General features: G+C 59.0%; 21 protein-coding genes and 2 tRNA genes. 21 read left to right on the plus strand and 2 right to left on the minus strand.

Features of this window, described 5'->3' with window-relative positions; genetic code table 11:
* The first annotated feature begins 6 nt into the window (after positions 1-6).
* The 5 genes from AAY81_RS01555 to hypB all read left to right on the plus strand — a co-directional run bounded on the left by AAY81_RS01555 (position 7) and on the right by hypB (position 2,900).
* On the plus strand, positions 7-210 hold the full coding sequence (locus tag AAY81_RS01555) for a CASC3 protein CASC3 (protein ID WP_066660565.1): 204 nt from the start codon (positions 7-9) through the stop codon (positions 208-210).
* A gap of 76 nt (positions 211-286) precedes the next feature.
* Positions 287-880, plus strand: a complete 594-nt coding sequence (locus tag AAY81_RS01560; RefSeq protein ID WP_066660568.1) for a Sec-independent protein translocase subunit TatA/TatB — start codon at positions 287-289, stop codon at positions 878-880.
* Positions 881-883: 3 nt separating this feature from the next.
* A complete protein-coding gene (tatC, locus tag AAY81_RS01565; RefSeq protein ID WP_066660576.1) occupies positions 884-1,735 on the plus strand; it encodes a twin-arginine translocase subunit TatC in 852 nt (283 codons plus the stop codon).
* 3 nt (positions 1,736-1,738) lie between these two features.
* On the plus strand, positions 1,739-2,095 hold the full coding sequence (locus tag AAY81_RS01570) for a hydrogenase maturation nickel metallochaperone HypA/HybF (RefSeq protein ID WP_066660578.1): 357 nt from the start codon (positions 1,739-1,741) through the stop codon (positions 2,093-2,095).
* A 154-nt stretch (positions 2,096-2,249) separates the two neighbouring features.
* Entirely contained in the window at positions 2,250-2,900 is a 651-nt protein-coding gene (gene hypB / locus AAY81_RS01575; protein ID WP_066660580.1) for a hydrogenase nickel incorporation protein HypB, read from the plus strand.
* A 71-nt stretch (positions 2,901-2,971) separates the two neighbouring features.
* On the opposite strand, the gene AAY81_RS01580 is transcribed toward hypB, so the two are convergent.
* Positions 2,972-4,276: a twin-arginine translocation signal domain-containing protein gene (locus AAY81_RS01580; RefSeq protein ID WP_082867796.1), complete on the minus strand. Its 1,305-nt coding sequence runs from the start codon at positions 4,274-4,276 to the stop codon at positions 2,972-2,974.
* Between the two features lie 337 nt (positions 4,277-4,613).
* Between AAY81_RS01580 and AAY81_RS01585 the strand changes: the two genes are divergently transcribed.
* The 10 genes from AAY81_RS01585 (at position 4,614) to AAY81_RS01630 (ending at position 12,993) form a co-directional block, all read left to right on the plus strand.
* Positions 4,614-5,327 (plus strand): response regulator transcription factor, encoded by a 714-nt coding sequence (locus AAY81_RS01585; protein WP_066660583.1) that lies wholly within the window; start codon positions 4,614-4,616, stop codon positions 5,325-5,327.
* A 24-nt stretch (positions 5,328-5,351) separates the two neighbouring features.
* Entirely contained in the window at positions 5,352-6,836 is a 1,485-nt protein-coding gene (locus tag AAY81_RS01590; RefSeq protein ID WP_066660585.1) for a sensor histidine kinase, read from the plus strand.
* 25 nt (positions 6,837-6,861) lie between these two features.
* A complete protein-coding gene (locus AAY81_RS01595) occupies positions 6,862-7,728 on the plus strand; it encodes a phosphoribosylaminoimidazolesuccinocarboxamide synthase (RefSeq protein WP_066660587.1) in 867 nt (288 codons plus the stop codon).
* 89 nt (positions 7,729-7,817) lie between these two features.
* A complete protein-coding gene (locus AAY81_RS01600; RefSeq protein WP_066660589.1) occupies positions 7,818-8,462 on the plus strand; it encodes an ABC transporter permease in 645 nt (214 codons plus the stop codon).
* 178 nt (positions 8,463-8,640) lie between these two features.
* Positions 8,641-9,435, plus strand: coding sequence for an exodeoxyribonuclease III (locus AAY81_RS01605; RefSeq protein ID WP_066660591.1), 795 nt, complete (start codon positions 8,641-8,643; stop codon positions 9,433-9,435).
* 42 nt (positions 9,436-9,477) lie between these two features.
* Complete coding sequence (folE, locus tag AAY81_RS01610; protein WP_066664768.1) at positions 9,478-10,038, plus strand: GTP cyclohydrolase I FolE; 561 nt, start codon at positions 9,478-9,480, stop codon at positions 10,036-10,038.
* 27 nt (positions 10,039-10,065) lie between these two features.
* Positions 10,066-10,335 (plus strand): ACT domain-containing protein, encoded by a 270-nt coding sequence (locus tag AAY81_RS01615; protein ID WP_066660593.1) that lies wholly within the window; start codon positions 10,066-10,068, stop codon positions 10,333-10,335.
* Entirely contained in the window at positions 10,335-10,805 is a 471-nt protein-coding gene (locus tag AAY81_RS01620) for a hypothetical protein (RefSeq protein WP_066660595.1), read from the plus strand. The genes AAY81_RS01615 and AAY81_RS01620 overlap by 1 nt, the downstream gene beginning before the upstream one ends.
* A 418-nt stretch (positions 10,806-11,223) precedes the next feature.
* Positions 11,224-12,483 carry a peptidylprolyl isomerase gene (locus tag AAY81_RS01625; RefSeq protein WP_066660597.1) on the plus strand — a complete coding sequence of 420 codons (1,260 nt, stop codon included), beginning with the start codon at positions 11,224-11,226 and terminating at the stop codon, positions 12,481-12,483.
* A 417-nt stretch (positions 12,484-12,900) separates the two neighbouring features.
* A tRNA-Ser gene (locus AAY81_RS01630) sits at positions 12,901-12,993 on the plus strand.
* 884 nt (positions 12,994-13,877) lie between these two features.
* Here AAY81_RS01630 and AAY81_RS01635 read toward each other — a convergent pair.
* Positions 13,878-13,969: transfer RNA gene (locus AAY81_RS01635), tRNA-Ser, on the minus strand.
* Between the two features lie 176 nt (positions 13,970-14,145).
* On the opposite strand from AAY81_RS01635, the gene AAY81_RS01640 reads away from it, so the two are divergent.
* The 6 genes from AAY81_RS01640 to dnaB all read left to right on the plus strand — a co-directional run bounded on the left by AAY81_RS01640 (position 14,146) and on the right by dnaB (position 18,173).
* Positions 14,146-14,664, plus strand: a complete 519-nt coding sequence (locus tag AAY81_RS01640) for a hypothetical protein (protein WP_066660600.1) — start codon at positions 14,146-14,148, stop codon at positions 14,662-14,664.
* 260 nt (positions 14,665-14,924) lie between these two features.
* Complete coding sequence (gene rpsF / locus AAY81_RS01645) at positions 14,925-15,218, plus strand: 30S ribosomal protein S6 (RefSeq protein ID WP_066660603.1); 294 nt, start codon at positions 14,925-14,927, stop codon at positions 15,216-15,218.
* A 51-nt stretch (positions 15,219-15,269) separates the two neighbouring features.
* On the plus strand, positions 15,270-15,725 hold the full coding sequence (locus AAY81_RS01650; RefSeq protein WP_066660606.1) for a single-stranded DNA-binding protein: 456 nt from the start codon (positions 15,270-15,272) through the stop codon (positions 15,723-15,725).
* A 21-nt stretch (positions 15,726-15,746) separates the two neighbouring features.
* Positions 15,747-16,010, plus strand: a complete 264-nt coding sequence (gene rpsR / locus AAY81_RS01655; protein ID WP_066660609.1) for a 30S ribosomal protein S18 — start codon at positions 15,747-15,749, stop codon at positions 16,008-16,010.
* A 15-nt stretch (positions 16,011-16,025) separates the two neighbouring features.
* Positions 16,026-16,568 (plus strand): 50S ribosomal protein L9, encoded by a 543-nt coding sequence (rplI, locus tag AAY81_RS01660; protein WP_066660612.1) that lies wholly within the window; start codon positions 16,026-16,028, stop codon positions 16,566-16,568.
* Positions 16,569-16,784: 216 nt separating this feature from the next.
* Complete coding sequence (gene dnaB, locus AAY81_RS01665; protein WP_066660618.1) at positions 16,785-18,173, plus strand: replicative DNA helicase; 1,389 nt, start codon at positions 16,785-16,787, stop codon at positions 18,171-18,173.

Here is an 18,173-nt window from a genome sequence, read left to right on the forward strand (position 1 = left end):
AGTACCATGGCAAAGAAGCAGAAGATGTCTGCCAAGCAGCGCGAGGCACGGCTCGAAGCGGCCCGCGCGCGCGAGGAAGCAGCTCGCCTGAAGAAGGAACGTTCCGAGCGCTTGAAGCGTATCGGCATCGTTATTGTGTGCATCATTCTCGTTCTCGCACTTGGCGTGCCCACGGTTGCCCTCAGCTTCCTCTCGGGTGGCGCTGCGTAGTCGAATACGGTAGAATTTCACGTTTGGTAACGGTAGGCGCGAAAGCGTCGCACGGTAGTAAGTAAGAGGTTTTTCATTGTTTGGAATTGGTGCAAACGAGCTTCTGCTCATTTTGCTCTTCGGGTTCCTCATCTTCGGGCCCGATAAGCTTCCGGCAATGGCGAAGACCATTGGTCGCGCTATCGCCAAGTTCCGCAACGCTCAAAACGAAATGAGCGATGTCATCAAGAAGGAAGTCTACGATCCCGACGCCGAGGATCCGTTCAAGAATCCCCTCGACGCCATCAGCAAGATCGAGAACGACGTCAAGAAGGAAGACAAGGGCGAAAGCTTTACGGCTCGCAAGGCTCGCTACGACAAACAGCGTGCCGCGCGCAAGGCCGCCGAGGAGCGCAAGGCTGCCAATGAGGCCAAGAAGGCCGCCGAGGCTGCGGGCGCAACCGCGGTAGCAGCGGAAGCTGCGCCCAAGGAGGAGGCCCCGAAGAAGGCCGCTCCCAAGGTTTCCGCCGACGAGCTGTATGGCACGAAGCCCGTTGCCAAGCGCCCCGTGCGCAAGGCCGCGTCCAGCGATGCCAAGGCTCCCGAGCCCGTTTCGGCTCCCAAGAAGAATGCAACCGCCGGCAGCAAGGCCGAAGCCAAGCCTGCCACCAAGGAAGAGAAGGGGGAATAAGACATGCCTATCGGTCCTGCGCGAATGCCCCTCTTCGATCACCTGGGCGAACTGCGTATGCGCTTGGTTCGCATCGTGGTCTGCATGCTTATCGCCGTATGCGTTTTCTACATGGCAACTCCTACGTTGTCTCAGTTCCTGCTTGCACCTGTAGCTGAATACATGCCCACCGACGCCAATGGCAACGTGACCATGATCGTCCTGGGTGCGTTCGATGCCTTCGCGGTGCGTTTCACCATTGCCCTGTGGGCGTCGGTTGTTGCCTGCATGCCGGTTATCATCTGGCAGCTGCTGGCCTTCTTCCTGCCCGCGCTGAAGCCCAACGAGCGCAAGTGGTTCATCCCCACGTTTGCCATTGCCTGCGCGCTGTTCGTGTTCGGTACGGTGTTCTGCTACAACATCATCCTCGACCCGGCGTTCCAGTGGCTTACCGACCAGGCGGCCGGCTTCGCCACCATCACGCCTCAGGCCGACAAGTGGGTTGACATCATCATCAAGTTCGAAATTGGCTTCGGTGTCGCGTTCGAGCTTCCCCTGGTGGTGTTCTACCTCACCATCTTCGAAATCGTCCCGTATGCCAAGCTGCGTTCCCTGTGGCGCGAGGTGTACATCGGCCTCATGGTGCTTTCCGCATTCATCACGCCCGATGCTTCTCCCGTCACCATGGTCCTTCTGTTTGGCGCCATGCTGGCTCTGTACGAGCTCAGCCTGCTGGCATCCCGCCTGGTGCTGGGTCGCCGCATCAAGCAGCAGAAGCTCGAAATGGAACAGCAGGCCAAGGAAGACGCCGAATGGGAAGCCGAATGGGCCGAACGTCAGCGTCAGCGCAAGCTCGAGCGTGAGTCGGAAGACTAGGCCATGCACGAGCTGGGCATGATGACGGGCGTCGTCGACGCCGTTTCCGAAGCCGCTCGCAACGCGGGTGCTACCCGCGTGCTGGAAGTGAACCTTTCGGTGGGCGAGATGACGGAAGCCATCGAGGATTGCCTGGTCTTTGCTTTCGAAGCGCTTACGGAGGGCAACGAGCTCATGGAAGGTTCCAAGCTGAACCTCACCATGGTGCATCCGCACAGTAGGTGCCTGGAATGCGGCGTCGAATTCGATCACGACCGCTTCCACATGACCTGTCCGGAATGCGGTTCCATCGCAACCGAGCTGCTTGCGGGGCGCGATTTGCAAATCGACAACATTGAGGTCGATATCCCCGAAGAGTAGCAATCGCTTCATTGCCATTGTGGGTCGTGCGCGTAAGCGCGCGGCCCTTTTTGCGCTTGCAGCCGTCTGATGCGCGCTTTCACACAATCTTGCGTATTCGTGTGCAGGGTTGTGCCATAATAGCGCCTGAAACAACGTCGAAGGAGCGCATGTCATGCATATCGATATGAAGCAGCCCATTCTGGACAAGAACGATCGTCTTGCGCAGGAAAACCGCCGTCTGTTCGCGGAGAAGCGCGTGTTCGTGTTGAACATCTTGGCAAGCCCCGGCTCGGGCAAGACGTCTACCATCCTTGCCACCATCGAGGCTCTGCGCGACGAGTTCAACATCGCCGTCATCGAAGGTGACATTGCCAGCAGCGTCGATTCCGAGAAGATCAAGGCCCAGGGCATCGCCGCCGTGCAAATCAACACGGGCGGGGCGTGCCACCTGGAAAGCGACATGATCAAGCGCGCGGTCGACGTGCTCGACCTGGACAATCTCGACCTCATCCTGCTGGAGAACGTGGGTAACCTGGTATGTCCTACCGATTTCGACCTGGGCGAGAACGCCAAGGTCATGATTCTTTCCGTACCCGAAGGCGACGACAAGCCGCTGAAGTACCCGGGCGTGTTCCAGGTATCGCAGGCCGTCATCCTGAACAAGGTCGACACCATGCCCGTGTTCAATTTCGACGAGGAGGCGTTCGACAGCCACATCGAGCGTTTGAACCCCCAGGCCCCTGTGTTCCGCATCAGCGCCACCACGGGCGATGGTGTGGAGGAATGGGCCGAATGGCTCGCCGAGCAGATTCGCGCGCTGTAGCCTGCTAGGCTGCGCGTAACCCCGCATATGCAAAAGGCGCCGTTGGGAGAGAACCAGCGGCGCCTTTGTCGTTACGAGAGGGGCTTCCAGACGCGCACCGTGCACGTCTGGTTGGCGTTGCTTTCGGTGTCGACCTCGTTGATTTGGCTGATGGTGACTACGCGGTCGTGCGTGCCGCTCACGGCTAGGTAATCGCCCCAGCTGGTGGCTCCGCTGATGATGCCAAACGTGCAATACGACTTCGAAGCGAAGTTGATGGCGACCACCGATTGGCTTGACTTCACGATGAGCCAATCGCCGCACCACGCGGGGGGTGCCAGGGGCGTACGCCCGAAGCGGAACCACGAAGCGCTGTCGTAATTGCCGTTGGGGTTGGTTGCGGGCGTGTACGTGCCTAGGTTCGCAATGCCGTCGCCATAGCTGTAGATGGCTTCGAAGCAGAACGAGAAGCGGTCGTTGCCATAGCCAACTTCGACGGGCTGCATGGCCGAGGGGAGCGTGATGCTGTCATCCACTTCGCCCGTGGAGCCGTTTACGTGAACGAGCTGGAAGTACGAGGTCCCATCGGGGTGGCGGGGCGTGATAACCACGCCGTCGCTGGCGCCGTAGAGGGGTGCGGCCATGCGACCCGTGCCCTCGTATACCGTCTGAGTGCTTTCCTGGCCGAATTGCGCGCGCTTGAGCTGAGCAGTGCCCGTCTTCTCGTTGTCGGCACCTGCAGGGGGCATAACAACCCAGTACGCATAGCCGTCGACGGCTGCGATGGAGGGCGTTTCGGTAGAGGAATCGCCGCTATCCACGACATGGGCCGTGCCCACCGAATTGGAGGAGCTGAGCGTGGCCGTAAGGATGCGCCAGGTTCCTTCGAAGATGTTGGCTTCCGTCCATACCAGACCCGATGACGTGCCGCGCACATCGTAGATCTCGAAGCCGTCGGAGGCGCCATTAGCCGCTTCGACAACCGTTTCCAGGTTGCCGCTGGAAAGCTTCATGACGCCAATCTGCGTAAGCGGGGAAGCGGTTTCGGTGGGGATGAGGCACGTGGCGATGGAGTCGTCGTTGCACCACATGAGCGTGCCGTAGGGGAGCTCGTATTCGCCTACTTGCTCGAAGGCGTTATTCAGCTCGATTTCCGCGTAATCGTCGAGCGTGGAAACGTTGCTTGCGGGTACCGAAAGCGTTGAGATGGTGCTGGATGCGGCGTTTCGCTGCTGGATGAGCGTGTTCGCGCCAAAGCCCACGGCTGCGACCGCGCCTACGCCGATGGCGCCGTACAGAAAGTGACGCCTGGTGAGTAGCGTGCCGCTTGCGCCTGCGTGGTTGGCCTTGCTTGCGCGCGGGCGCCCGGTTCCTCGTGCGGAGCGGTGGCTGCCCATGCCGCGCACGGATGCGCTGGGGGGAGTGGTGTTGCGAACGCGAGTTCCCCGCGTTCGGGTGCTGGGGCGCGCGTAACCCGTGGTGCCCTTACGCCGCGACTGCGCGGAAGGCCTGTTCGCGGGCCGACGTTGGCCGGGTCTGCGGTCCATGCGCTCCTTCATCCTCTTGCAGGTGTATCATTTCACGTTTATTGTGTCATTTGACACGGGGTTTCAGCGGTGTTTAAGTGCAATTGCTACAATAAACGCATTCGCATGTTACGTACATGGCATATTCCGCTTAGAACTCCTGTTCAAGTTGCCATAAGCGCTAAACTATCGGAAAGAAGAGGCATACATGAGCAACAACGAAACGCGACGCATTCTACTCGTGGAAGACGAAAAGGCGATTCGTGATGCAGTGGCGGCGTACCTGGAGCGCGAAAACTACTGGGTAACGGCTGCGGGCGATGGCCAGGAGGCCCTCGAGGAATTCAGCAAGCACCACTTCGACCTCGTTATTCTCGACCTCATGCTTCCGCGCGTTCCCGGTGAGCGCGTCTGCCGCGCCATTCGCGACAACTCCGACGTGCCCATCATCATGCTCACCGCAAAGGGTGAAGTGGAAGACCGCATCATCGGTCTGGAACTGGGCGCCGACGACTATCTGGTGAAGCCCTTCAGCCCCCGCGAGCTGGTTGCCCGCGTTCGTGCGCTGCTTCGTCGCGTGCATTCCGACGTGGAACCCCAGCGTGAGGTTCTGGAATTCGGCGACCTCACCATCGACGTATCGGGCCACAAGGTGCTCGTGCGCGGCGAGGAAGTCGACCTCACGGCTAGCGAGTTCAAGCTGCTCACCACGCTGTCCCGTTATCCCGGCCGCGTGTATTCCCGTATGGAGCTGGTGGAAAAGGTGCTCGGCTACGACTTCGAAGGCTACGAGCGCACCATCGACTCTCACGTGAAGAACCTGCGCGCGAAGATCGGCGATAATCCGCGTAACCCCACCTGGCTGCACACGGTGCATGGCGTGGGCTATCGCTTCGAAGATCCCACCAAGCAGAGCCAGTAAGCTACTGCAACAGGGGGAGGGCGCATGCGCGAGTCTCGGTCGGGCAAGCATAAGAGGCGCTGGGGAAATCTTACGTATACAACGCGCGTAACCGCAGCGTTTGCCTTGGTCTCGGCCATGACGGCTCTGGTTGCCTTTGGCGTGCTCTCGTTCGTGTGGGAACAGCATTTCCAGACCTACACGCGCGAGAACATGCAGCGCATCGCCTCCACTACCGCTTCGGCCATTGGGTCGAAGTACGAACAGAGCAACGATTGGTACAATGGCGCGCTCACGCCCGCTTCGTCTGCAAGCGAGCTTTCCAATGGCGTGGGCGTGCAGGTGCTCGATTCCGCGGGTGCCATCCTCTACGACGACTCGCGCACTACCGATAGTGCCGAGCAGATCTCCCTTGCTCCCACCAGCAAGGATTCCATGGCGCAGGCCACCATTTACGCCAATGGCCAGGAAGTGGGCACCGTGCGCGTTTGGGTGTACGGTTCAAGCACGCTTCTTACCCAGGCCGACCAGGAATTCCGGAACAAGAGCTACCAGGCTATGGTGTTCTCCACCGCGCTTGCCGTGGTGCTAGCCCTGTTCCTGGGCTTCGTGTTTGCACGTGGCCTGGTCCAACCCATCCGGCGCATCGCCAAGGCCGCCAAGTCGTTTGGCGATGGCAACCTTTCGGCGCGCACCGAGCTGCATGGCGACGACGAAATTGCCAAGCTGGGCGAAACGTTCGACGCCATGGCGGAATCGGTTGAGAAAGACCGCCAGCTCGAACGCCGCCTCACCACCGACGTCGCGCACGAGTTGCGCACGCCCCTCATGGCCATTCAGTCTACGGTGGAGGCTATGGTCGATGGCGTATTTGCGGCCGACCAGGAACGCCTGGAAACGGTGAACTCCGAAGTTCAGCGCCTTTCCCGCCTGGTAGATGCCATCCTGAAGCTTTCGCGCCTGGAAAATCGTTCCGTAAGCACGAATATGCAAATCGTGAATGTGGGCGATCTCATCCAGAGCATCGTTTCCACGCACGAGGCCTTCGTGGCCGATTCGGGTCTGGAACTGCGCTATTCGGCCGACCCCGACGTCTACGTCTATGGTGACCCCGATCTCATTCGCCAGGCCACGGCAAACTTCATCTCGAACGCCGTGCGCTACACGCCTGAAGGCCACATTACCGTTACGGTGAGCAAGGGTGACGAAAACGCCGCCATCGCCGTGGCCGACACGGGCATCGGCCTTTCGCCCGAAGAAGCCAAGATGGTGTTCAGTCGCTTCTGGCGTGCCGACGCTGGGCGCAACCGCGCTCAGGGCGGTCTGGGCGTTGGCCTTTCCCTGGTGAAGGAAATTGCCGACATCCACGAAGGCTGGGTCCGCGTGGAAGGCGAAAAGGGCGTGGGTTCCACGTTCACCATGTACATTCCGCTCTTCAGTGAGGAGCGCGTGAAATCCTACAAGCAGCGGATGAAGCGCTCGTTCGAAGCGCATAATGAGGAAGCAGAATCCGGGGAAGAGCCCCGCTAGACCATTCTGAAAGGAAAGCACGTTCATGAACCCCATTGACATCAAGCCCGATGCACAGGGCAAGGTGCGCGATCTGTACGACCTGGGCGATAAGCTCCTGCTTGTGGCAACCGACCGCATTTCCGCGTTCGACTACATCCTTCCCGACGAGATTCCCAACAAGGGCAAGGTGCTCACGCAGCTTTCGTGCTTCTGGTTCGAACTGCTTTCCGATGTGGTAGACAATCACCTCATCAGCGCCGACGTGGCCGATCTGCCCGAACAGTTCAAGCCCTGGTCTGAATACCTCGATGGCCGCTTCATGCTCGTGCGCAAGGCCGAAATGTTCCCCGTGGAATGCATCGTGCGCGGCTATCTTACCGGTAGCGGCCTGAAGTCCTACCAGGCCGACGGCACGGTGTGCGGCATTAGCCTGCCTGCCGGCCTCACCGAAGCCTCCAAGCTTCCCGAGGCCCTGTTCACGCCTTCCACGAAGGCTGAAATCGGCGGTCACGACGAGAACATCAGCTTCGAGCAGTGCGCTAAGCTGGTGGGCGACGAAGCTGCTCAGGACCTGCGCGATCTTACGCTTGCCGTGTACACGAAGGCCGCCAACCACGCGGCAGAGCGCGGCATCATCATCGCCGATACCAAGTTCGAATTCGGCGTCATCGACGGCAAAGTCATCCTGGCCGACGAAGTGCTCACGCCCGACAGCAGCCGCTTCTGGGGTGCCGACACGTACAAGGAAGGCGAAGTGCAGCCCAGCTTCGACAAGCAGTTCGTGCGCAACTGGCTCAACGCCAATTGGGATCGCACGGGCGAGCCGCCGCATCTGCCTGCCGACGTCATTCAGGCTACCAGCCAGAAATACACGCAGGCTTACGAGCTCATTACGGGTCGTTCGCTGTAAAATAGTCAACTTGCAGGGCCGCCGCGGGCGCAATGCCGTCGCGGCGGTTTTCTTGCATGGTAGTTTGCAATATCCATCGAGGAGAACCCATGTCCCAGCGTAATCCCATGAACGAGCGTTATCAGAACGCCGACGAACATAAGGGCAAGACCCGTCGCAGCGCGGCATCCGCCAAGCCGGCAACCAAGGCCGCATCGAGCGTTCGCATCGAAGGCGCGAAGAAGCCCGAGAAGACGGGCCTGTTTGGCCAGAAGAAGCGCCCGCAGGAAAGCGCAGAATCTCGTGCTGCGTCGCGCGAAGAGCGTGCGCGCTACTACGATCCGGCTACGCCCGAATACAAGAAGTGGCGTCGCTACTGGTGGGTTTCCATTGCCGCTGCGCTTATCCTCACCATTCTGTCGTTCGCGCTGCAGATGTGGCTGCCCGCCGACCTGGTATGGGTGAGCTATGTTTTGCTGGGTCTGGGCTATGCGCTGCTCATCGTGTCCATTGCCATCGACGTGGTGAAGGTGCGCAAGATTCGCAAGAACTATGCCGCGAACGCCGCCGGCTCCCGTTCCAAGGAAGCCACGCGTCAGCGTAAGGCTGCCAAGGCCGCTGCGAAGAAGGCCGAGGAAGAGCGCGCCGAGCGCGAGGCTCTCGACGCAGCCAAGCGCGCTGCTGCCAAGGAAAACCGCACGAGCCCTCTGGGCGGCCTGAAGGCCAAGTTCGCCAAGAAGGATTCCGCCGAATAACGGTTTCGCTCATAGATGCATCGAGCCCGGTTCTCGCAAGCGCGAAGCCGGGCTCTCTCTTTTCTGGTCGCCCTTGACCCATCTTCTGTTTTCCCTACGCTGCGATTTGCGCAAGGGGCGTGGCATTTGCTAGGGGCGGTATACTCTTGCCTAGTAAAGTGGCAAACAAAGGATGGTCATGAAACTCGTTTCGTGGAATGTGAATGGCCTGCGGGCGGTGGCGAAGAAGGGCTTTGCGGAGTCGTTCGAGCAGCTTGATGCCGACGTGTTTGCCCTGCAGGAAACCAAGCTGCAGGAAGGCCAGATCGACCTGGAATTCCCTGGCTATACCAGCTATTGGAGCTATGCCGATCGCAAGGGCTATTCGGGCACTGCCGTGTATTCGCGCGTCGAACCGCTCCAGGTGCTGCATAGCATGGGTCGTCCCGAGCTCGACGCCGCAGGTGAGGGGCGTATTTGCGCACTCGAGTTCCCGGCGTTTTGGTTCGTGTGCGTATACACCCCCAATGCCAAGAACGAGCTTGCGCGCCTCGATGGGCGCATGGAATGGGACGACGCGTTCCGCGAGTTCTGCAAGGGCCTGGAAGAGGGCACCACGCCCGAAGGTCCCCATACCGCCGAGCCCAAGCCCGTTGTGATGTGCGGCGATTTCAACGTCGCTCACAACGAGATCGACCTGAAGAACCCTGGCCCCAACCGTGGCAAGGCTGGCTTTTCCGACGAGGAACGCGAGAAGTTCACCACGCTGCTCGATGCGGGCTTCGTCGATACCTTCCGCATGCTGAACCCCGACACGACGGGCGCCTATTCATGGTGGAGTTACCGCTTCCACGCGCGTGAGAACAACGCGGGGTGGCGCATCGACTATTTCCTGGTGAGCGAGCAGTTGCGCGACAAGGTGCGCATGGCGCTCATTCATTCCGATATTTATGGCAGCGACCATTGTCCCGTGTCGCTGGAACTCGACGCATAAGGAGACTACGTGAGTAACGAACTCGATATTTCGGGCAAGTCTATGGACCTGAAGAAGGTCGAGGAGGGCGTGCGCCTCATTCTGGAGGGCGTGGGCGAGGACCCGAATCGCGAGGGCCTGCTGAAGACGCCGGAGCGCGTGGCGAAGATGTACGCCGAGTGCTTTGCCGGTCTTGCCGCCGACCCGGCCGAATACTTCGAGACCACCTTCGACGAGCATCACGAGGAAATGGTCCTCGTGCGCGACATCCCGTTCTATTCCATGTGCGAGCATCATCTGGCGCCCTTCTTCGGCAAGGCGCATGTGGCGTATATCCCGGCTAGCGACGGCCGTATCTGCGGTATTTCGAAGCTCGCGCGCCTGGTGGATGCCTTCGCGCGCCGTCCGCAGGTGCAGGAGCGCCTTACCAGCCAGATTGCCGATACGCTTATCGAGCAGCTCCATCCGCAAGGCGTCATCGTGGTTATGGAGGCCGAGCATCTGTGCATGAGCATGCGCGGCGTGAAGAAGCCTGGTTCGAAGACGACGACCAGCGCTGTGCGTGGTGCGTTCGAAAAGAACCATGCCACGCGCGCCGAGGCGCTTTCCCTTATTTTCCGGTAGTAGCAGTTCAACGAAAGGAACTTGTACATGCGTTGCGTAATTTCCGTACTCGGCAAAGACCGAAGTGGCATTGTGGCCGCCGTTTCCGCGGTGTTGTCCGAATGCCATGCGAACATCGATGACATTTCCCAGACCATCCTGTCGGGTATCTTCAGCATGACCATGATGGTCACGCTCGATACCGATACGGCAGATTTCAACGAGGTCCAGGAAAAGCTCGCCGCGACTGCCGAGGAGCTTGGCGTGCAGATTACGCTGCAGCGCCAGGACGTCTTCGACTTCATGTACAAGATCTAATGTCTGCTCGCGCGGACATGGTCTCGTGGGGGCCGTATAGTGCTGGCCGTGCGCACGTGTTCCGTGCGTATGGCCAGTTCATTTCTGGAAACGAAGCGGGTCTGTTCGTGGTGCTCTCGGGCGCGGATTGCACCGATGCCGCGCGCGAGGCGCTTGCCAAGTCCGCTCAGGCCCTTGGGTATGGCGCCGACGGCGTCACGTTCGTGAGCGTTGCTGGGCAAGAACTGTCGGGCGATGCGCTGTACGAGGTAGTCGAGGGGCTCGACCCCATTGCGCTGGTGTGCGCGGGGGAGGAAGCAACTCGCTTGTTTTCCCAGGCGTACCGCCTTCAGGCTGCGCCCCATGCTGCGCAGCGCGTGCAGGGTAGGGAAGTCCGCCTGCTTCCGCAGATAGCCCAGAACATGGAAACGCCCCAGGGTAAGCAGCTTGTTTGGCATGCGCTGAAGAGCCTGCCTCGATTGGACGCATAGCTGCCAGGCGCAGATAAGCCACGAGCCCCTCCATTCCTGCCTGAGAATGGAGGGGCTCGTTCGTCTGGGGAGAAGGGTCCCAGACGGTAAAAGAGCCGCTTGCGCGGCCCCCTTACCAGACGAGAAAGCATTAATGCTTTTGGAAGAGTGACTACACTATAGGCCATATATTATTCTCCGTCAAGAATAGATGTCGAAAAAAATAATGATGTTGTGGGAAAAGGCGAGAAACCAAGGTTGAGTAACGCTCGATTCGCTCTCGTAACCGCAAAGAATGCAAATGTCTTGGGAAAAAGTGACGCCGCACGGTGTAAGAGTTTGTAGTAACGTGGTCATATTGTGCAAACCGAACTGCCAATTCTCCGCTATGGGAAAATTGGGACGTCTACAGAACTGCAATTATGCAAGGAAGGCACGTATGAACACTTCATTTGTTGCACGTGCGGCAAGCGCTGCGGCCCTTTCGGTCGCATGCCTGTTCGGTCTGGCAGCCTGCTCTTCGTCGAGCAGCTCCAGCGACTCGATTGCCGCCACGGTGAATGGAACGGAAATCTCCGAGCAGACCATCACCGACTACATCGAATCGTTCCGCTCTTCGCAGTCCCTGGAAAGCGAAGAGGACTGGGGCAACTGGATGGCCTCTTATAGCCTCGACCCCTCGAGCGTGCGTTCCGAGGTTATCGACTACTTCGTTCAGAAGGAACTGAAGGTTCAGGCTGCCGCTGAAAATGGCGTCGAGGTCACCGACGACGAAGTCAACGAGCAGGTCGAGAAGATGAAGGCGAACTACTCTTCCGACGATGCGTGGCAGCAGGCCCTTTCCTCTGCCGGCACCACCGAAGACCAGTATCGTGACAGCGTGCGTACCGCCATGCTGGAAAGCAAGCTGAAGGAAGTCGTGGTAAGTGACGAGGACATCGAGCCTACTGACGACGAAGTGCTTTCCATGGTCAGCCAGTACGCCTCTGCGTTCTCGGGTGCTAAGCGTTCCTCGCACATCCTATTCAGCAGCGACGATGAGGCTACTGCTCAGCAGGTGCTCGATCAGATCAACAATGGCGAAATCTCCTTCGAGGATGCCGCCAAGCAGTATTCCACCGATACCGCTTCTGCGGAAAACGGCGGCGATGTGGGTTGGGACCTGCTGAACTCCTTCGTTACCGCTTACCAGACGGCACTCGACGGTCTTGAGGCTGGCCAGGTGAGCGGCCTTGTCACCAGCGACTACGGCATCCACATCATCAAGTGCACCGAGGTGTACACGGCTCCCGACGAGGTAACGAGCCTCGATCAGGCCCCCGAGGCTCTGGTGGAGTACGTGCGTGCCATGGTGAAGAGCAGCAACTCCAGCACGGCCTACAACAACTGGCTGTCCGACTACAAGGATAAGGCCGACATCTGGACGGCCGACATGCCTTCCGGCCTGCCGTACGACCTGGATATGTCGAAGTACCAGACGGATGACAGCACGAGCACCGATAGCTCTTCGAGTACGTCCACCGATTCCTCTAGCACCGATAGCTCTGCCACCACCGATAGCAACAGCACCGACGCCTCGTCTACGGATAGCTCCACGAGCACCGATGCTTCGACCTCCTCGACGGACAGCACGAGCTCTTCTAGCTCGTCTTCCTCGAGCACCGATAGCTCTTCGAGCTCGTCGACGACCACCAATTAAGCGATACTCCATATTCGCACATGCAACGACCCGGGTTTTCGCCCGGGTCGTTTTTTTTTTTGCGCGCTTGGAGAGCACGGGACGGCGGCTCCTCTCCCGGCCCAGGCATGCCCATATGCCCCGAGCGCTCAGTTGCGACCCGATTTGTCCGGGTGCCAGGTCCCAACAGGTAAAGTGGGACAACCGAGGAGGCTTCTGCCGGCGGGGAACAGAGGCGAAGCCGAATGTTCCCCGTCCGGGCATCGGCCCCAACGGGCAAAGCGGCGCAATCGCGATAGCTTCTGCCGACGGGAGGAACGGAGGCGAAGCCAATCGTTCCGCCCGTCGGGCAATGGGTCCCAACCGAATTTCTGTGCGGATTGTTTCTCCCGTTGTCCCAGGGGCGTAAAACTGCTACCATACCCAATTGCACCTCACGGAGGGGTGGCAGAGTGGTTGAATGCGGCGGTCTCGAAAACCGTTTTACCCGTAACCCGGGTAACGAGGGTTCGAATCCCTCCTCCTCCGCCATGGTAAACACGCAGGTCCGGCAACGGGCCTGCTTTTTTATTCCCTCGGGACGGGGGGATTCGAACCGATGAGGTGAAAACGCGTTTAGCGCATGCCCCAGTGGGGCATGCGTGGCGTTTTGCCCGACCGAGCCTGCGAGGGAGGGGTCGGCGTTCGCACAGCGAACGCAGGAATCCCTCCTCCTCCGCCATGGTAAACACGCAGGTCCTATTTCTAAACGGGCGTCAGAACGAAAACGAGCAAAATACGGGTCGTTTTTGCAAAAATGTCGTCGTTTACACGGTAATCTTGGCGCTTTTGGCTCTCCAACGGAGCGAAAGGGGGCGTCCCGCCCTTTTGTATCGGTATTGTCCCTGGTCGCTATTTCCTATGCAGAATCTCGGAGAGCTGCAAGCGTGTAAACGACGACATTTCTTACATTTTGCCGGCTGAATTTGCTCGTTTACGAGGTGCGCGGCCGTTTGGGCGGAAAGGATTCGAACCGATGAGGTGAACAGCGAACCCGGATACGCCCAAGCCGACCCCGAAGAGCCTACCAGCATGACGCCATGCGAATGGGAGGGTGGCGGAGGGGGATCGCTTCTATGCTGGTGATTGTCGTCCTGCCGGGGATGCCCGCAAGGTCACTGTGAAAACACTAATAGGCGCTGTACCCGGGGTTGTCCGCGGAGAGCGGGAGGCGAAGCCTCACGCAAATCCGCGGACAACCCCGGGCAGCGCAAAGTGAAAGCATGAACCAGCGAGCGCACGAGCGTAGGGCAAGGCCCGTGTGGGGCCTTGCCCTACGCGAGCAGCGGAGCGGGTGACCTGAAGGGCATCCCCGGCAGGACGACGCGATCGGGAAATAAAAAAGCAGGCCCCTTTCGGAACCTGCTCGAATTTCATGGCGGAGAGATGGGGATTCGAACCCCAGATACCCTTTTGGGGCATACACGATTTCCAATCGTGCTCCTTCGGCCAGCTCGGACATCTCTCCATAAACCGAATGGCTGCCTGTAAAGCAGCGAATACGAAGTATACAGCATTCGATGGCCGTACGGCAAATGCGTTTTTCGTCTTCGCCGTTTATTCAAAACCCCACGTGTGAAATGCCCTATACTACTAGCAGCATAGAACCCCGCACCGTGTCGGGAGCCCGAAAGGAGAGGCGTTATGGCCGATAGAATCGTTGAAGATACGCTCGAGAGCATTCCCGAAATCCCTGAGCGCTTGCAGGCCGTGCTCATCGCCTCGCTGAAGGAGGCACGCGAGCGTCTGGAAAAGGGCGAAAGCGTCGTTCCCTTCACCGCCCTTGCCGTGAAGGAGAACCTGTTCCTGGAATCGCATCCTGCCGACGATACGCAGCAGTGCTTCAACCTGGCTCGTCATACCGTGCAGAACGTGCGCGGCGCCGATGCCTATGCGCTCTGCTACGACGGCTACGTGGAAACCGACGACGGCACCAAGGATGCTCTCATTGCCGAGGGTGGCATGGCGGGCGAGCCCGAGGGCTATGCCATTGGGTATCTGTACGAAGAGGCCAAAGAAGAAGGCGCCTTCCCGAAGGTGACTTCCCAGCCTGTCTACATTGGCCCTGCTCCGAACTTCATGATGCTCACGCCTGACGTGCCGGCGGAACCTGCCACGGAAGCCGAGGCGGCCGAGGCGGAGGCTACGGACGCTGCGGAATAGCGCGTGAATCGCGTCATGGCGGCTGGGGTGACCCAGCCGCCATTTTTATGCAAGCTTTTCGCGACTTTTTTAGTGTCGCGGTGTCACTGCGTTCGTTCATGCTGCAAGGCAACGTTCGGGTAACGCGCTGCAGGTTTTGTGAAAGGGCGCGTACGTGTGCTTGCGCGTGCAATATGCGTTTGTTAGTATGACAAAGCTATTCCTGCTTCGGGAAAGGAAAGAATGCCCGAAGCCGTAAGTCCACAGGAGGAGGTGAGCCGATGAAGGCTTATGAATTGCTGTATTTCGTCGCTCCGTCGATCGACGAAGAATCCCGTACCAACGTTTCCACGCGTATCGCGAACACCATCGCCGAGGGCAATGGCGTGATCGATGAGACCGAGGAGTGGGGTAAGCGCAAGCTTGCGTACGAAATCGATGGTCTGACCGAGGGTGACTACACGCTCGTCAACTTCCATGCAGAACCCGAACACATTGCAGAGCTGAATCGCGTGCTGGGCATTACCGATGCCGTGAAGCGTTTCATGATCGTGTGCCGCGCTGACCGCGACTAAGCAAATTTGTTCGGAGAGGGCTTGCCCTCTAAGCAAGGATAGGAAGAGACTATGAGCATCAATCGAGTTGTTATCAGCGGCAATCTCACGCGCGACCCCGATCTTCGCCAGACCAGCAGTGGCATGGCGGTTCTGGGCTTCGGCGTGGCGGTAAACGATCGTCGCAAGAACCCGCAGACTGGCGAGTGGGAAGACTATCCCAACTTCGTCGATTGCACCATGTTCGGTTCGCGTGCCCAGAGCATTTCCGGTTTCCTGCACAAGGGAAACAAGGTTGCCATCGAAGGTAAGCTTCGCTGGAGCCAGTGGGAACGCGATGGACAGAAGCGCAGCAAACTCGAGGTCATTGTCGACGAAATCGAATTCATGACCCCGCGTGGCGATAACGGCGGCTATAACAATGGCGGTTACAGCAACGGTGGCTACAGCCAGCCTGCTGCTGCACCTGCGCCTGCGCCCCAGCCAGCGGTGGATGCTTCGGTCTACGATGAAGACATCCCGTTCTAGGGATCACGAAAGAGGTATGTAATGTCTGATTACGTGAAGCAGCCTCGTCGTAAGTACTGCCAGTTCTGCAAGGAAAACACTGAGTACATCGACTACAAAGATACCCAGATGCTGCGTAAATATGTAACCGACCGCGGTAAAATCAAGCCTCGTCGCGTCACGGGTGCCTGCACCCAGCATCAGCGCGACATCGCGAACGCCGTGAAGCGCGCCCGCGAGATGGCTCTCATGCCGTACGCCGTGCCGTCCATCAGCGGCCGTGGCGATCGCCGCAATCGCGGTTAGTTCGAAAGGATAGCCATGAAAGTAATTTTGCTTCAAGAGCTGAAGGGGAGGGGAGTCGAAGGCGACGTCATCGAAGTTGCCGACGGTTTCGCCAACAACTTCCTGCTCCCGCAGAAGGTGGCTGTCAAGGCCACGAAGGGTAACCTGAAGCAGCTGGAAATGCGCCGTCACAACATCGCCAAGCGCGAAGAGACCCGCACGGCTACCGCCAACCAGCTGAAGGAAACCCTCGACGGCACCACCGTTCAGATCGACGCCCGCGTGGGCGAAGAGGGCCAGCTGTTCGGTTCCGTTACCGCTCAGATGATCGCCGACGCCGTGAAGGAACAGCTGGGCGTCGAGATCGACCGTCGTCTGATCGACCTGAAGGTTCAGATCAAGACGGCTGGCGAGCACGAGGCCACCGTTGCCCTGCATCGCGACATCAAGGCCACGATCAAGATGATCGTTGGCGACCCCGAGGCCATCGCTGCTGCCGCTGCCGCAGCTGGCATCATCGAGGAAGCTCCCGAGCAGGAAGCCGCTGAAGAGGAAGCTGCCGAAGAGGCCGCTGAATAGTTCAGTAAAAAAATCTTTTCCACTGTCGCAGACGGTGGAAAATGTGGAAAACCCCCGAAGGCACAGGTTATGCCAAGGGGGTTTTCCTTTGCCGTTGTGGAAAACCAAAGAAGCGAATTCGACCATAAAAACGCCACTTGAACAGCGGTTATATTGGGTTGGAATCTGGTGTACTATAACGGAATTGCACGAAGAAGAAGGAACTAGGGAGCACGCATGCCCGATTACAATGAACCGGCTCTTTCGAAGGGCGGATCGAAGGAAACCCCGCATAACATCGAAGCCGAGCAATCGGTTCTTGCTGCGTGCATGCTCAACCAGGAAGCCATCGACGAGGTGGCTTCGAAGCTCATTCCCGAAAATTTCTACCGTCCCGCGCATCAGATCATTTTCCGCAGCATGTGCGAACTGCATGCGCGCAATCTGCCCATCGACCAGATTTCCCTTGCCGAGAATCTTCGCGCTTCGGGTCAGCTGGAAGCTGCTGGCGGAAAGTCGTACCTGGTCGATCTTGCCGACAACACCTTCGCGCTCACGAACTGGATCATGCACACCGACGTGGTGAAGCGCACCTCCATCTTGCGCGACCTCATTCGTGCGTCGGCTCAGATCACGGCCATGGCCTACGACGCTCCCGACGATCTGAACGAGGTCGTCGAAGGCGCCGAGAAAACGCTGTTCAGCGTAACCGAGCAACGCGTGTCCTCCACGTTTTCGCCTATTACCACGCTGCTCACCGAAGCGTTCGATGACATTACGAAGCTGGCCGAGCAGAAGACGCATATGGCGGGCGTGCCCACGGGCTTTACCGATGTCGACAACCTGTTCCATGGCTTCCGTGGCGGCGACTTGGTCATTCTTGCCGCACGTCCTGGCGTTGGCAAAACGTCGTTCGCGCTGAACCTTGCCACCAATGCGGCGAAGGCGGGCTTTCCCACCACGTTCTTCTCGTTGGAAATGAGCGCGTCCCAGCTCGTTCAGCGTATCTTGTGCGCGGAAGCGCGCATCAGCTTGGAAAAGGTGCGTGGCGGCTTCCTGGGCGAATCCGATTGGCAGGCCCTGGCCGATGCCATTACCCGCCTTTCCAGCGTGGAACTCTACATCGACGATACGCCCTCGCTTTCCATTCTGGAAGCTCGCGCCAAGGCGCGCCGCGAGCTGCGCAATAAGGACAAGGGCCTCATCATCGTCGACTACCTGCAGCTCATGAACCCGCCTCAAGCCCGCAAAGACGGCAACCGCGCCGTCGAGGTTGGCGAAATCAGTCGAGGCCTGAAAGTTCTGGCCAAGGAAATGGACATGCCCGTTATTGCTCTGTCGCAGCTTTCTCGTGCCGTTGAGCAGCGTGGCAAGAATAAGCGCCCCATGCTTTCCGACCTTCGTGAATCGGGCTCCATCGAGCAGGACGCCGACATCGTTATGTTCATCGACCGAAGCATGGACGAGGTGGAGGCCGAATCCGATGAGCGTCCCGATCTGGGCACGGCAAACCTCATCGTGGCCAAGCACCGTAACGGTTCCACGCGCGACATTACGCTTTCCTGGTCGGCCGAGAACACGGCATTTGGCAACTACATCGACGATAGCCGATTTGGGGGCATCTAA

Origin of the sequence: Denitrobacterium detoxificans, assembly GCF_001643775.1 — a bacterium.
Lineage (GTDB): Bacteria > Actinomycetota > Coriobacteriia > Coriobacteriales > Eggerthellaceae > Denitrobacterium > Denitrobacterium detoxificans.